The organism is Sneathiella sp. (genome assembly GCF_029233945.1).
Lineage (GTDB): Bacteria > Pseudomonadota > Alphaproteobacteria > Sneathiellales > Sneathiellaceae > Sneathiella.
In genome coordinates this window covers 152,221-166,715 of record NZ_JARGOQ010000001.1, presented here as the reverse complement: position 1 = coordinate 166,715, position 14,495 = coordinate 152,221, and the positions used below count along the sequence as shown (strand labels likewise).

Annotated in this window: 16 protein-coding genes and 2 riboswitches; of the genes, 4 read left to right on the top strand and 12 right to left on the bottom strand. The window is 52.6% G+C overall.

Going from position 1 to position 14,495, the window contains the following annotated elements; genetic code table 11:
* From gcvPB to P1U71_RS17945, 6 genes are all read right to left on the bottom strand, one after another.
* Positions 1-1,514, bottom strand: a 1,514-nt coding sequence (gene gcvPB, locus P1U71_RS00840) for an aminomethyl-transferring glycine dehydrogenase subunit GcvPB (RefSeq protein WP_301103647.1), incomplete at its 3' end; no start/stop codon positions are given.
* Positions 1,514-2,857, bottom strand: a complete 1,344-nt coding sequence (gene gcvPA, locus P1U71_RS00835) for an aminomethyl-transferring glycine dehydrogenase subunit GcvPA (RefSeq protein ID WP_367281087.1) — start codon at positions 2,855-2,857, stop codon at positions 1,514-1,516. The genes gcvPB and gcvPA, both read right to left, overlap by 1 nt.
* Positions 2,854-3,231: a glycine cleavage system protein GcvH gene (gene gcvH, locus P1U71_RS00830; RefSeq protein ID WP_301103645.1), complete on the bottom strand. Its 378-nt coding sequence runs from the start codon at positions 3,229-3,231 to the stop codon at positions 2,854-2,856. Before gcvH ends, gcvPA begins: the two co-directional genes overlap by 4 nt.
* 22 nt (positions 3,232-3,253) lie before the next feature.
* Complete coding sequence (gene gcvT / locus P1U71_RS00825) at positions 3,254-4,363, bottom strand: glycine cleavage system aminomethyltransferase GcvT (RefSeq protein ID WP_301103644.1); 1,110 nt, start codon at positions 4,361-4,363, stop codon at positions 3,254-3,256.
* A 62-nt stretch (positions 4,364-4,425) separates the two neighbouring features.
* A riboswitch (glycine riboswitch) is annotated at positions 4,426-4,519 on the bottom strand.
* A 3-nt stretch (positions 4,520-4,522) separates the two neighbouring features.
* Positions 4,523-4,613: riboswitch (glycine riboswitch) on the bottom strand.
* A gap of 68 nt (positions 4,614-4,681) precedes the next feature.
* Positions 4,682-5,248, bottom strand: coding sequence for a hypothetical protein (locus tag P1U71_RS00820; RefSeq protein WP_301103643.1), 567 nt, complete (start codon positions 5,246-5,248; stop codon positions 4,682-4,684).
* A 28-nt stretch (positions 5,249-5,276) separates the two neighbouring features.
* The gene (locus P1U71_RS17945) at positions 5,277-5,516 is read right to left on the bottom strand and encodes a CDGSH iron-sulfur domain-containing protein (protein ID WP_367281086.1); all 240 of its coding nucleotides are present in this window, start codon (positions 5,514-5,516) and stop codon (positions 5,277-5,279) included.
* A 142-nt stretch (positions 5,517-5,658) separates the two neighbouring features.
* Here P1U71_RS17945 and ispH point away from each other — a divergent pair, with 142 nt between their 5' ends.
* Positions 5,659-6,618 carry a 4-hydroxy-3-methylbut-2-enyl diphosphate reductase gene (ispH, locus tag P1U71_RS00815; protein ID WP_301103642.1) on the top strand — a complete coding sequence of 320 codons (960 nt, stop codon included), beginning with the start codon at positions 5,659-5,661 and terminating at the stop codon, positions 6,616-6,618.
* Between the two features lie 3 nt (positions 6,619-6,621).
* Positions 6,622-7,587, top strand: a complete 966-nt coding sequence (gene thrB, locus P1U71_RS00810) for a homoserine kinase (RefSeq protein ID WP_301103641.1) — start codon at positions 6,622-6,624, stop codon at positions 7,585-7,587.
* Between the two features lie 15 nt (positions 7,588-7,602).
* Here thrB and P1U71_RS00805 read toward each other — a convergent pair whose 3' ends face one another.
* The gene (locus P1U71_RS00805; RefSeq protein WP_301103640.1) at positions 7,603-8,238 is read right to left on the bottom strand and encodes a hypothetical protein; all 636 of its coding nucleotides are present in this window, start codon (positions 8,236-8,238) and stop codon (positions 7,603-7,605) included.
* A gap of 270 nt (positions 8,239-8,508) precedes the next feature.
* Here P1U71_RS00805 and rnhA point away from each other — a divergent pair, with 270 nt between their 5' ends.
* Entirely contained in the window at positions 8,509-8,952 is a 444-nt protein-coding gene (gene rnhA / locus P1U71_RS00800) for a ribonuclease HI (protein WP_301103639.1), read from the top strand.
* Between the two features lie 64 nt (positions 8,953-9,016).
* Here the strand turns inward: rnhA and P1U71_RS00795 are convergent, their stop codons facing one another.
* Together P1U71_RS00795 and P1U71_RS00790 are read right to left on the bottom strand one after the other, a co-directional pair.
* Complete coding sequence (locus P1U71_RS00795) at positions 9,017-9,496, bottom strand: peroxiredoxin (RefSeq protein WP_301103638.1); 480 nt, start codon at positions 9,494-9,496, stop codon at positions 9,017-9,019.
* A 103-nt stretch (positions 9,497-9,599) separates the two neighbouring features.
* Complete coding sequence (locus P1U71_RS00790) at positions 9,600-10,445, bottom strand: protein-disulfide reductase DsbD domain-containing protein (RefSeq protein ID WP_301103637.1); 846 nt, start codon at positions 10,443-10,445, stop codon at positions 9,600-9,602.
* A 135-nt stretch (positions 10,446-10,580) separates the two neighbouring features.
* On the opposite strand from P1U71_RS00790, the gene P1U71_RS00785 reads away from it, so the two are divergent.
* On the top strand, positions 10,581-11,156 hold the full coding sequence (locus P1U71_RS00785; RefSeq protein ID WP_301103636.1) for a YqgE/AlgH family protein: 576 nt from the start codon (positions 10,581-10,583) through the stop codon (positions 11,154-11,156).
* A gap of 6 nt (positions 11,157-11,162) precedes the next feature.
* On the opposite strand, the gene P1U71_RS00780 is transcribed toward P1U71_RS00785, so the two are convergent.
* Genes P1U71_RS00780 through thrC form a run of 3 tightly spaced genes read right to left on the bottom strand, consistent with a single transcriptional unit; the run spans position 11,163 to position 14,453 of the window.
* A complete protein-coding gene (locus P1U71_RS00780; RefSeq protein WP_367281092.1) occupies positions 11,163-11,729 on the bottom strand; it encodes a GNAT family N-acetyltransferase in 567 nt (188 codons plus the stop codon).
* Positions 11,730-11,779: 50 nt separating this feature from the next.
* On the bottom strand, positions 11,780-13,039 hold the full coding sequence (locus tag P1U71_RS00775; protein WP_301103634.1) for a pitrilysin family protein: 1,260 nt from the start codon (positions 13,037-13,039) through the stop codon (positions 11,780-11,782).
* Between the two features lie 13 nt (positions 13,040-13,052).
* A complete protein-coding gene (gene thrC / locus P1U71_RS00770) occupies positions 13,053-14,453 on the bottom strand; it encodes a threonine synthase (protein ID WP_301103633.1) in 1,401 nt (466 codons plus the stop codon).
* Between the last annotated feature and the right edge of the window lie 42 nt (positions 14,454-14,495).

The following is a 14,495-nucleotide window of genomic DNA, read 5'->3' as shown; positions in this document are numbered from 1 at the left end:
TTTCGCGCCGCTCCCGTCTCATCCAGCCGCCGCCGCGGTGCAAAATGCGGTGCGCTGAGGAAATAGTCACTTTCCCCCGCCGTTGCCTTGTCCAGCAGATGCCGCATAGCCCCGATAAATTGATCCAGAGTTTGACGTGATTCGCTTTCTGTTGGCTCAATCAGCATGGCCCCATGGACCACAAGCGGGAAATACATGGTCATCGGATGATATCCCTCATCGATCATCGCCTTCGCAAGATCAAGCGTCGTTACACCTGTCCCTTTCAACGTGCTGTCGTCAAACAGGGCCTCATGCATGCATATCCCTTCGAACGGGGCGTTAAGCTTGTCATTAAGCCCGACACGCACATAGTTTGCGTTAAGCACCGCATCCTCGGCTATCTGTCGAAGGCCGTCCGCGCCATGGCTCTGCATATAGGCCAGTGCCCGGATAAACATGCCCATCTGCCCATGATACCCCTTCATTCGGCCAAAGCTTTGAGCGGCGGCACCACTCTTCTGCTCAACAAGATCAAAGCCGTTTTCACCATGGGTCACAAAGGGGATCGGCGCGAAAGGTGCCAATGCCTCAGAGAGAACCACAGGGCCGGAGCCGGGCCCACCACCGCCATGCGGCGTGGAAAAGGTCTTATGCAGATTGATATGCATCGCATCAACACCAAGATCGCCCGGACGAACGCGCCCGAGAATGGCGTTGAGGTTCGCACCATCGCAATAGAAATAGCCGCCGACTTCATGCACCATGTCGGCGATTTTCTTCACGTCCGTCTCAAACAACCCGCAAGTATTCGGGTTTGTCAGCATAACGCCCGCAACATCGGGACCAAGCTTCTCGGCGAAAGCGTCAAGATCCATCCGCCCATCCTTTCGGGCCGGAACCGCGTCCACCTTATAGCCACAGAGCGCCGCCGTTGCCGGGTTCGTGCCATGGGCCGACTCCGGCACCAGAATGCGTGTGCGGCTCTCTCCGTTCGCCTCATGGGCCGCCCGGATGGCCATCACTCCGCAAAGCTCTCCATGCGCACCAGCGGCGGGAGACATCGCAACTGCGGGCATACCGGTGATGGTCTTGAGCCAATGGGCCAGACTGTCAATCAGCTCCAACACCCCCTGCACCGTGCTTGTCGGCTGCAAGGGATGCAAATCACCAAGCCCGACGAGGCGGGCCACTTTTTCATTGATTCGCGGGTTATGTTTCATGGTGCAGGAACCCAAGGGATAAAAGCCTGCATCGATCGCATAATTCTGACGGCTAAGCCTGACAAAATGCCGAAGCACTTGAGGCTCCGATAGATCAGGCAACCCAATCGGTTCCTTCCGCTCAAGCCCGCCAAGTCGGCTCTTCACGGGCTGTGGGTCAGCCATATCGACGCCAACTCTACCCGGAACGCCCTGCTCAAATATCAGCGGCGATTCAAGGTCAAGACCTTTGTTCCCGGTATAGGTTTCAAGCGATGAATCGCCTTCGGGAATTGCGGTGGGCTGTGTCGGACGCCCTTTGTTATTTAACATCAGAGAACCTCCTTCAACGCGGCAACAAAGTCACCCATATCCGATGCCGAGCAAGTCTCCGTCGCTGCGACAAGAAGCAGATTAGCCATTTCCGGATCACCGGGGATGAGGCGGGACACGGGAACGCCTCCGAGGATGCCTTTCTCGCCAAGCTTTTCGACGACGCTCGCCGCATCCACCGGCAAGCGAAGTGTAAATTCATTGAAGAAGCTGTCGTTAAGCACCTCGACACCGTCAATCGCTTCCAGCTTTTCCGCAAGCGTGACGGCCTGCGAATGATTGAGCGCCGCCAGCTTCGTCAAACCGTTCTCACCCAGAAGGCTCATATGGATCGTAAAGGCAAGTGAACAAAGCCCGGCGTTCGTACAGATATTACTCGTCGCTTTTTCACGGCGGATATGCTGCTCCCGCGTCGAGAGGGTCAGAACGAACCCGCGCTTGCCATCCTGATCCACCGTCTGACCGCAGAGCCTTCCCGGCATCTGCCGAACAAATTTCTGCCGCGTTGCAAGAAGGCCGACATATGGTCCGCCGTATGAAAGTGGCACACCAATGGATTGCCCTTCGCCCGCGACAATATCCGCGCCCATTTCGCCGGGAGATGTGATCGCGCCCAGCGACACCACTTCGTTCACCACAACAACAAGGAGAGCACCCGCCGCATGGCATTTTTCTGCCAAAGCAGAAAGGTCATGAAGACGACCAAAAAAGTCTGGGTTCTGTACAACAACACAGGCAATATCCGAACCAATGTGAGCGTCGAAACTCTCCTCGCCCGAAACGGCAGTCGGGAGATCGATTGTCTCAAACTCGGTAAATTGCAGTGTTGTATGGGTAACATCTCGGTAATGAGGATGCAGGTTGCCAGAGATCACAGCCTTTTTCCGCCGTGTCACCCGGCAGGCCATCAAAACAGCCTCTGCACAGGATGTCGCCCCGTCATACATGGACGCGTTTGCCACTTCCATCCCCGTGATCAACGCCACCTGGGTTTGAAACTCGAACAAGGCCTGAAGAGTACCCTGACTGATTTCCGGCTGATACGGGGTATAGGACGTCAAAAATTCGGACCGCTGGATAATATGATCCGCCACCGACGGGACATGATGCTGATAAGCGCCAGCCCCTAAAAAACAGGGGACCGAATAGGGTGAGAGATTCTTTGCCGCCAGTTTCCGGAAATTCTTCTCTACCACCATTTCGCTTTCATGCAGTGGTAGTTCGAGCAATCCTTCAAGGCGGGCTTCCTCGGGAATATCTGAAAACAGATCGTCAACCGATCCGACCCCGATTTTCGTCAGCATTTCTTCCCGCTCACGGGCGGTATGCGGCATATATCTCATTCGTCGAGACCTTCGATATATGTCTTATAAGCCGCCTCATCCATCAGATCGGCGAGATCAGCACTATTGGTTACCCGAATCTTGGCGAACCATCCGCCCTCCATGGCATCCTCATTGACCATGGTCGGCGCTCCTTCCAGCTCTCCGTTCACGTCAATGATTTCACCGCTCACCGGGGAATAGACTTCGGAAGCGGCCTTGACACTCTCTACAACTGCGAGTTCATCCCCCTTGGTGATTTCGTCGCCTACCGTCGGCACTTCGACATACACGACATCGCCCAACTGGCCCTGGGCATAGTCACTAATGCCGATCGTCGCCACGTCGCCTTCGAGCAGCACCCATTCGTGATCTTCTGTGAATTTGTAAGACATTCATTACTCTCCAGTGAAAAATTTATCCTCGATAATAGCGTTGCTCGACGAACGGCATCTTCGCCACAACGGCCGGGCGAGATTTACCTCTGACAAGCAAGTTTATTTTCGTTCCAACGGCTGAAAAATCAAGCGGGACATACCCCATCGCGATGGGAATGCCGAGACTGGGGGAAAAGCCTCCAGAGGTAATTTCACCAATGGCATTACCGGCCTCATCCGTAATCACCGTATGCTCGCGCGCAGGCGCGCGGCCTTCGGGGAGGATGCCGACGCGTTTCATCGCCGGTTTATTGGCGATGTCAGCCTGAATAACATCAGCGCCGGGAAATCCCCCTCCTTCGCGGCGGCGTTTGCTGATCGCCCAGATCAAACCGGCCGAGATAGGTGTCGTTGTTTCGTTAAGGTCGTGACCATACAGGCAGAGACCCGCTTCTAAGCGGAGCGAATCACGTGCACCCAGGCCAATCGGCTTCACTTCACTTTCGCTCAATAGTTTCCGGCATATCGCTTCGGCCTCACCGTTCGGGATGGAAATCTCAAATCCATCTTCGCCCGTGTAGCCAGAGCGGGTCACGAAACAGGGAACGCCATCAATCTCGACCTCGCGATAGTTCATAAAAGACATGGTGGCGACTTCTGGTCCATATCGCGCAAGGACTTCAGCCGCTTTCGGCCCTTGTAGAGCGACAAGGGCTCGATCAGTCAGCTCCGTGACTTCAGCCTTACCCGCAAGCCCGTCAGCCAGCAGAGCGATATCCTGCTCCTTACAGGCGGCGTTGACGACAACGAAGAGATCATTCTCCCGCCGGGTGACGATGAGGTCATCCAGAATGCCGCCCTGATTATTTGTGAGAAAGCTGTAGCGCATCTCGCCCGCCGAAAGCGCCTGGATATCTCCGGGGATAAGTGTCTCGATAATCTCCGCGGGATTTTCTCCGGAAATAACCACCTGCCCCATATGGGAAACATCAAAAAGCCCGGCCGATTGCCGGGTCTGCAAATGCTCATTCAGAATGCCATCCGGATATTGCACAGGCATATCATAGCCCGCAAACGGGACCATCTTGGCACCGAGTTCAACATGCAGATTGTAAAGGACGGTTTTTTTCGTCGACGAAGTTTCACTCATAGGACAACCCTGGTTGCGGACAAAAAGCCATATACCCCAGCAAAACGCGCTGGAACGACCCCCTCTGTCCTATAACCTGAGAGATTTGACGAATTTGGCGAGGGCCAAACCGCTTACCCCTTCGGTGAAATCACTTACGCAATTTGCTTTCCAGAGTTTCATCCCCCTGCGGTCCGGTTGCCTGAGAGTTTCCGGGGTGGTTGCTCCTTCGGCGATGGCCGTTAAAGACCATCTCTCCCGCTGGGATCGACTGAATATGAGACGGATAATAATGTTGATTTGAGATTAGTCAAACAACTATTGGTCTTACGCTGGCAATTAGCTCTGTAACTCCAACTGCTCCCGCGTGAGCTGGAAGCCAATGATAATTACATAATCGCCGCCTGTCTTAAGGCCGGTCAAGGGGATGCGCTGTTCGAGCTCTTCTTGAGCGGTGGCACGGCGGCGTCCTTCCTCAACCTCAACCGGGCTGTAGAATATTTTTTTGGCAATAATCTCGCCCGTTCTTTCCGCAATGGCGACGAAAAACGGAAATTCCTCGGTCTGGCTGGTCGCCGCCGGACCCTTGGTCGCCCCGATGCGCAGGATCAGCTCGACGACAACGGCTGTATCATCGTCCACATACTGGCATTGGCCGCTAAAGGGCGCGATGACGCCTTCAAACCGGACATCGACGAGATCTCGCCCTTCCCCCTCCCGGAAGATGGTGATGGTCTCTGCGCCGGGAAGAACTTCCACCTGCGGGCAGGGAAGCAGCGGCTTCGAGCTGCCGAAGAAGCTGAAAATATTGGTATCGACGCTGCCGCTACAGGCCGATGTGATCAGCAACGGGACGGCCAGCGTAGCCGCACGCAGAGATGTCTGAAAGAAGTTGGAAAAGGGCATAATATATAATTTACCGACGTATAAAGAACTAAAGAGTATTGTGAGTCCCATCGCATAGTGGTGCGCCACCAGTCTGCTTGCATCCACAGAAATACAGATTTTCGGATTTCGACGCTGTAATAATGATCGGACTTAAATCGGTGGTCTTATGAGATCCGTCGCAAAAAGGCTGCTTGCCGCTTAATCCACAGGCGCACCAAGCATATTTCCTTCCTTCTTGCACCTCCACCTTATAGGGAGATTTCTGCGCGATTGTCGCCCTCGTCATTTGAATTTACCTCGCCTAGATATGGCATTACCCTTAAAACTGTTGTATGAGTTCGGCAAATCTAGGATGGACCGGCGAAATTAGCAAGTTCTCACAGACCGCCACGTATATTCTATGAACCAATTCAAACTTGGAAGCAATTATGGATAAATCAGAACGGACTTTGCTATTGGCGGCGCCGCGCGGATTTTGCGCCGGTGTAGACCGTGCTATTCAGATTGTTGAAAGAGCGCTCGAAAAATACGGCGCGCCAGTCTATGTCCGCCATGAAATCGTGCATAACCGTTTCGTTGTTGAAAATCTCGAAAAAAAGGGGGCGGTCTTCGTTGACGAGCTGGCGGATATTCCAAAGGACGTACCCGTGATTTTTTCGGCTCACGGCGTCGCAAAATCGGTGCCGGCCGAGGCGGAAAACCGCAAGATGTTCTATATCGATGCCACCTGCCCGCTGGTCAGCAAGGTGCATCGGGAAGCAGAACGCCACGAACGAGACAATCACGAGATTATCCTGATCGGTCATCGCGGACATCCGGAAGTTATCGGAACGATGGGACAGCTTGCTGATGGCCAGATCAGTCTCATTGAAACGGCGGAAGAGGCAAAAGCCTTTACCCAAAAGCAGACTGGGAAAAGCCTGGCCTATCTAACCCAGACAACCCTTTCCGTTGACGAAACTGCAGAAATCGTCGGGATCCTGAAAAAGCGCTTTCCATCAATCGAGAGCCCAAGAAAGGAAGATATCTGCTACGCAACGACCAATCGGCAGGCGGCGGTAAAAATTCTTGCAGAACGCTGCGATGGAATGCTGGTCATTGGCGCGCCAAATTCTTCCAATTCGATGCGGCTGGTTGAGGTGGCGGAAAAATCCGGCTGTAGGCAGGTGGCCTTGGTGCAGCGAGCCTCGGATATTCCCTGGGATTGCCTCCAGAGCGCGCGGACCATTGGTATTACCGCCGGAGCTTCCGCCCCGGAAACTCTGGTCGAAGAGGTGGTTGACGCCTTCGCGGAGCGGTTCGACATTACGGTGGAGGAGATCGTCACCAATCAGGAACAGGTGGTTTTCAAGATGCCCAAGATTCTGGAACCCGAGGCCGCAGAATAGACCATGGCCGTATATACTGACATTTCCGATGATGAGCTAGACGATCTTCTGGATCAATATGATCTGGGGCAGGCGCTATCCTGCAAAGGTGTTGCGGAAGGCGTGGAAAATTCCAATTTCCTGCTCCATACGGAAGCAGGGTATTATTTTCTCACCCTCTACGAAAAACGTGTGAACGCAGAGGATTTGCCGTTTTTTCTAGGCCTGATGGAGCATCTCGCTGCGGGTGGTTTTATGTCACCGAGACCCATCGAGGCCAAGGATGGAAACAACTTGAAGGAAGTTGCCGGACGCCCCGCCGCCATCATCGAATTTCTTGACGGTCGATCCGTCAGGCGCATAACTCCACAACATTGTACCCTTCTGGGCCAGGCATTGGCGCAGCTTCATACGATCGGTAGTGATTTCAAAATGACGCGCGTCAATACACTCTCCCTGTCAAGCTGGCGGCCTCTATACGAAGCCTGCCTGAAAAGCGATGCGGGCCAATCGGATGCCCGGATTTTTCCTGAAGTTGAGAAGGAAATCGCGTTCCTCGAAAATCACTGGCCCACTGATCTGCCAAGTGGGATCATCCATGCGGACCTGTTTCCAGACAACATCTTTTTTCTGAAAGACAAGGTAAGCGGTGTCATCGACTACTACTTCGCCTGCACCGATTTTTTTGCTTATGATCTCGCCATCTGCGTGAATGCCTGGTGCTTTGAAAATGACGGCAGCTTCAATATCACAAAAGCACGAAAACTGTTAAACGGCTATCGGGATGTCAGGGCCTTTTCACAGCAGGAACTCGAATTTCTGCCCCTGCTTTGTCGCGGCGCGGCAGTCCGGTTTCTTCTGACCCGCCATTATGATTGGCTCAACCAGATTGAAGGAGCACTTGTTAAACCCAAAGACCCTATGGAATATCTGAAAAAGCTGCAGTTTCACCAGGCGGTGAAAAATGTCGCCGCATACGGCCTTGACTGAGAAGCCACACCGAAATCAATCGAACAGAGAATCAATTTCGTCCTGAGAAATTTCGTGACCTTCCGGCCGCGGGCCGCTTAGTTCAACATCCTCATCGAATTGCGCCTCTAGCTCAGCGACCTCAAGTTCCTCCAGTTCATCTTCGCCTCCGAGAATATCGATCATCTTACTGATCCGCTCATCGACAAAGCTTAAGGTGGTGACAACCTTGGAAATCCGCTGTCCGGTAACATCCTGAAAGTTGCAAGCCTCGTAGATTTTCATCACCGCGGCGCTAATGGCCTCAACGCTCTCAACCTCTTCCGGGGAGCCTGTGTGCAACTGAAGGCTCTCGTTTTTATCTTCAATTGTCTCAACTGCTTCAAGTATGGCATTGGTGGCATTCTCTGTATCACCAACAACCGCATCAAGCTGATCGGTAACCGAATTAATTTTCTGCCCCTTCTTTGAAGAACTGAGAGAGGCAATTTCACGACGGGTTTCGAGAATAACGTCCGAGAGTTGCTGCAGTTCCTGGCGTAGCTTTCCCAGCTCTTCTGACGCTTTCACTTCTTCAGCATCGCTCTTCGGGACAATCACCTCATCATGGCCAAGCTGAACCTTAATATCGTTCAGGGCATCAATGATGTCATGATATTGGGTGTCCGTCATTCCCCCGCCTGCGAAAGCAGGATCAACCGATACGCCCGGGCCAAATTGTTTGATTTCCGCGGAGAATAATTTTTTCTGCATCTGCTAACTTAAACCTTTTAATTTTAATTCTTCGCATGGGCAATGGCCCCGCTCGTAACGAAATTGCCAGAAATGCGCTAACATTAGGTTAAAATTACATTTTTTCGAAGTTTACCGACGCAAATCATTCATGCTAAAGCCGAGGGAGTTGAGATAAGTCGCGTACCGCCATAGTTCAGGAGCTTGTTTATGTCAGAGAATATTATTGTGATTTATACAGACGGCGCCTGTTCCGGCAATCCGGGTCCCGGGGGATGGGGCGCCTTTCTGCAATATAAGGGCAAAGCAAAAGAACTTTGCGGAGGAGAGGCGGAAACAACAAACAATCGAATGGAACTGACCGCCGCCATCGAGGCTATCAATTCATTAAAGCACCGCTCTACGGTCGAGCTTCATACCGACAGCACCTACGTGAAGGACGGTATAACTAAATGGATGTTTGGATGGAAGAAAAACGGTTGGAAAACGGCTGCGAGAAAACCGGTCAAGAACAAGGACCTCTGGCTTGCGCTGGACGAAGCCATCTCAAATCATCAAGTCAACTGGAAATGGGTTAAAGGTCATGCAGGTGATCCCGGCAATGAAAAAGCCGATCAACTTGCCAATGAGGGGATGAAAAAATTCAAGCGCTGACATGCGCACATCACAAACAGTTCGCAACGGGGAAGGCAATCACCTTCCCCGCCGAGAAAAATAATCAGAGTTGGCCCAACAGGGTTTCCGCGTCGGATACTTCGAAACCGCCGGTTTCTTCAAGGTTAAGCTGAGTAACGACACCATCATCCACAATCATGGAATAACGACGGGAGCGGACACCAAGCCCGGCACCCGAAGCATCAAACTCAACGCCCATGGCCTTTGTAAAGGCCGCGTCCGGATCCGCAACCATCTTAATGCTGCCGGCGTTATGATCCTTGCCCCATGCTGCCATGACGAAAGGGTCGTTCACGGACAGGCAAACGACATCGCCCACACCTTTTGCCGTCAAACTCGCTGTATTATCGACAAAACCGGGCAGATGTTTGGCTGAGCAGGTAGGTGTGTAGGCACCGGGCACGGCAAACAACGCTACTTTCTTGCCGCCGAAGAGATCCGCCGTCGACATTTTCGCCGGCCCTTTTTCAGTCATCATCATTAGATCGGCATTTGGAAGTTTGTCACCAACTGATATCGTCATTTCTGTTCCCTATTCTTTGATAGTCGCATTGATTTCGCCCCGTCACTTTAACATAATGATGCAGGCGAAAATAAAAAGTTTCAATTACACCCGTTTCGCATTTTTATTTGACGCGCAGACGGGCTTCACCCGCCACGTCATTGTCAAAAATTGTAACCCTGATTTCCTGCTCTTTTAACTGGTCCGCCTTCGCCGGGAGGTGCCCTTCCAGCTCAAAAATTGCCAACCTGTGATCCGCAGCCAACACCGTAGAAAGCAGGTCAAAATACGTGCCTTCTTTTCCCTCGACAATGATAGAAGGGTCCTCTAGCGGTCGTGCGGACTCCACGGTAACTGTAAATCTCTTATTACCCCTGCTGCTTGCCCTCACTTCCGTCAAGACAGCGTTTTTTGATCCGATCTTCTCGGGTACGCGCCGGGCAAACGCCTCGATAATGGCCGCCTCTTCAGTCGCCCCCCCATGTTCGGCACCAAGGGAAAGGGTAAATTCATGCATATATGGAATGCAGACATCTTCGCAAATTCCAAGCTGAAGGCCGAGTTTCAGATCAAGCGGCTTTCCAGCCTCTGTCAGCTTGATATCGATAGGGAAGACAACCTCATCATGATATCCCCAGCTTGAAAAGCCATAAGCCTCGAATTTTTCGGGGAGCGGCCATAAAATCTCCACTGACTTTAAATTTTCAGATCCATTCCAATCAAGCTGCGGCGGAATCCCCGCATCCCCGGGACTGCGCCAGTAGGTTTTCCAGCCCGGTGCGAGTTGAATTTGCAGGCCCACACGCAGAGAATCATGCCCCTTCACCCCCTCAGAAGCAGAAATAAGCCGAAGACGTGATTGATCCGTGCTGACCCACTCCGTTGCAGTTTCCGCAGACTGAGAAAGGCTGGCGCCAAGCACAAGATAGGCAAAAACGCCGCAGAAATACCCGGAATTCAGTAATCTCATTCAGAATTAGCCTTCTGCCTTACAATGGATTAATCACCACATATATAAAACAATATTAAGGGTTGATATGTCACAATCGCGTCATGAGGACATTCGGCGGCTAGGATTTTTTTTAAGCAGATACATATTTATATTATGACCGTGAATACAATTGATACAGGTTATTTGGATGGGAAGCTCCTGGTTGCGATGCCAAGCATGGGCGATCCGCGTTTTCAAAAAGCTGTCATTCTGCTCTGCGCCCATTCAGAATCAGGGGCCATGGGTATCCTTCTCAATCGCTCTCTCGATGCGCTGAGTTTCGAGGATCTGCTGGAGCAGCTCGAGATCCCGAAAGCGGAAGAAGCCCGTCATATCGAAATTCATTTCGGCGGGCCCGTTGATACTGAACGGGGTTTCGTTGTTCATTCCACCGATCTTCTTTACGACACTACTCTGGTGATCGACGATGAAATGGCCCTGACGGCGACCGTTGATATGCTGAAAACCATCGCCGGCGGCAGCGGGCCAGAAAGCAGTTTTCTCGCCCTTGGATATTCCGGATGGGGACCAGGCCAGCTTGAGCAGGAAATTCAGGAAAATGGATGGCTTGTCGTCGATCCAGACGTAGATATTGTTTTTGGTCCGAAATTAGAGACAAAATGGGAAGTTGCCATACATAAGCTTGGCGTTGATCCGTCCCTCCTCTCCGGTGACATGGGGCACGCCTGATCGCTTTTAGCGCGATGAAATCGGGTCTGTATTCAGGATGGCATACAGCGAATGATCATGCCAGACGCCGTTGATACAAAGATACTCCCGCGCTAGCCCTTCCTTGATAAATCCGACTTTTTCAAGCAACCGCGAACTCGGGATGTTTGACGGCAGGCACGCCGCCTCAACCCGGCGCAAACCAAATTCGCTGAACAGAACCGGCATCAAACCGCAGAGGGCTTCATACATATATCCCTGACGTGCATGGCGCTGACCTGTCCAATACCCTAAGGTGCCAGTTTGTGCGACGCCGCGCCGGATATTACCCAGTGTAATGCCACCGATCAGGTCATTGTTTTCCCTGCCGAAAACGAAGAATGCCTGCCCCATGTCATCCTTCACGTCCCGTGCGTATCGCCGAAGCCGTGCCCGGAAATTCGCCTTGGAAAGAGAATCCTTCGTCCACACAGGCTCCCAGGGGACAAGAAAGTCCCGACTATCTGCCCGAAGTTTGACCCATGCTTCCCAGTCCGACAGCCTCGGGGGTCGCAAAATCAACCGTTCAGTCACCACCCGGGGCCCGCTTCCCATCAATGACAGCTTTTCCAACACGAGATGCGAACCTCCTTGCTATACCTTTCCTAGCTGAATCTTGCAGCGATCCGGTCGAACGAATCAAGGTTTTTCAAGGGACCGAGCGTGGCAATACTGGGGGTCACGCCAAAAAACAGTTTTCCGGCAAGATTCTGGGTATCGGCAACGGTTACTGCGTCGATACTTTCCGAAATTTCAGACGTCGGCAAGATCCGCCCATAAATCAGCATTTGCCGTGCATGAACCTCCGACCGAGAGGCCGGACTTTCCATTCCCATCAGGAGGGAGGCCTTGAGTTGCGCCTTTGCCCGCTCAACCTCGGCCTGCTGTATGCCGTCGCTTGCCCGCAGCAATTCATCCGTCAGCATATGGCTCAGTTCTTTTATATGTTCTTCCCCGGTTCCGGCATAAACGGAAAATGTCCCGGTATCCGCGAAGGAGGAAGAAAAACTGAATACGGAGTAGCAAAGCCCGCGTTTCTCCCGGATTTCCTGAAAAAGCCGAGAGGACATGCCCCCACCAAGCAGCCCGGAAAGCACCTGAGCGGTATAATAATCATCGTCCGTATAGGAAACTCCAGGAACTGATAAAGCGTAGTGAACCTGCTCTAAGTCCCTCTCTTCACGAAATTCCCCGCCGGTATAGTGCGCGGGCTCCATGGCGGTTTCGCCATGCGTCGCCAAGCCATCAAAGGCCGCCTCCGCCAGTGTTACCAGCCTGTCGTGATCAACTGCGCCAGAAGCACTCAACACCATCTTGGGCGCCAAATAGTGGCTTTTCATGTATCCCGCAATCATCGACTGATCAAACCCCCGCACTTTTCCGACGGTTCCAAGAATGGACCTGCCGATGGGTTGATCTGGAAAGGAGGTTTCCTGTAAGTGGTCAAAGATTATATCATCGGGCGTATCATAGGTCTGCCCAATTTCCTGGACGATCACCTCTTTTTCCCGAATAATTTCCGCCTTATCGAAACTGGAATGCAATAAAATATCGCCGAGAATATCCACCGCGAGCGGCACGTCGTCTTTCAAGATTCGAGCAAAATAGGCAGTCTGATCCCGACTTGTATAGGCGTTGAGATGCCCGCCAACGGATTCAATCAATTCGGCAATCTGAAGTGCACTCCGCTTCGCCGTGCCCTTAAAGGCCATATGCTCCAGCACATGGGAAATACCGTTTTCCTCAGCCGTCTCATGGCGCGCACCGGTATCGACCCATACCCCCACAGCAGCCGTTTCAAGGCCCGGCATAGGGTCTGAAATAACACGCAACCCATTCTTGAGGGTAGTAACTCTAACGTTCATAAATTCTTCCGATCTAAGCCGCGCTCAGTATGCGCGCCCGTTCCTTAATAAAGGATTTTACCGTCTCGATATCATTTGGCAATTCCACAAGCCTCTCTTCTCGTTCGAAAAGATCCGCCATATGCTTCGGCAGGCCGGGATGCTCCCCCGTTGCTTTTTTTACTGCATCGGGGAATTTGGCCGGATGCGCAGTTGATAAGGTTACCAATGGCACATCGTTATGCTTTCGGCATCTTTCACCAACAGCGAGACCAACAGCTGTATGAGGATCGATCACCTTTGTGCTTTCATCCAGCGTCCGGCGGATCGTGGCAAGGGTCTCTTCCTCATCACAGCTGCCAGCGGCGAAGAGACTTTCATTCAATCGCGCCATATTCACCGAAAAGCCGCCCTCAGAATCGAGCTTTTCCATCAGGTCAGCAATGGCGTCCCCGTCACGACCATATAAATCTGCGAGGAACCGCTCAAAATTACTGGAGACCTGAATATCCATACTCGGGCTGATCGTCGGATCAACGCCCGATTTACGGTATTCGCCACTGTTGAAGAAGCGGGACAGGATATCGTTGCGGTTGGTCGCGACAATCAGTTGATCGACCGGCAGGCCCATTTTACTTGCCGCATAGCCAGCATAGACATCGCCAAAGTTTCCGCTTGGAACTGAGAAGGATATAGGCCTCGACGGTGCCCCAAGGCTAACACCGACAGTAAAGTAATAGACGATCTGCGCCATGACACGCGCCCAGTTTATCGAGTTGACGGCGGAAACCGCCAGATGGTCGCGAAATTCATGGTCATTGAACATCGCCTTGACCATAGCCTGGCAATCATCGAAATCACCCTCGATAGCGATATTATGGACATTTGAATCCGGCACCGTTGTCATCTGCCGGCGCTGCACTTCTGACACCCGGCCTTTAGGATGGAGGATGAAGATATCCACTGCCTCCCGCCCTCGGCAAGCTTCAATCGCAGCTGAGCCGGTATCTCCCGACGTGGCGCCAACAATCGTCACACGCTTGCCGTCCCGCGCGAGCAGATGATCATAGAGCAGGCCAAGGAGCTGCAACGCTACATCCTTAAAGGCGAGCGTCGGCCCATGATAGAGCTCCATCAAAAACTCATTGCTGCCAAGCTGGCTGACAGGCACAACGGCCTTGTGAGAGAAGCTGGCATAAGCCCTCTCCGTCATTGTCCGGAAATCATTGGCCGAGATGCTGTCCCCGAGGAAGGGCTGCAACAGGAATGCCGCAGCCTCTGCGTAAGACATACCGGCGAGACTTTGAATATCGTCCTTTGAGAACTGAGGCCAGCTTTCCGGCAAATAGAGGCCGCCATCCCGCGCGAGGCCGGTCAGGACCACTTCTTCAAAATTCAATACCGGCGCGTTACCGCGGGTGCTGATATATCGCACTTTCACACTCCTCAGACCAATCAGATGGCGGGTGAGAGTAAC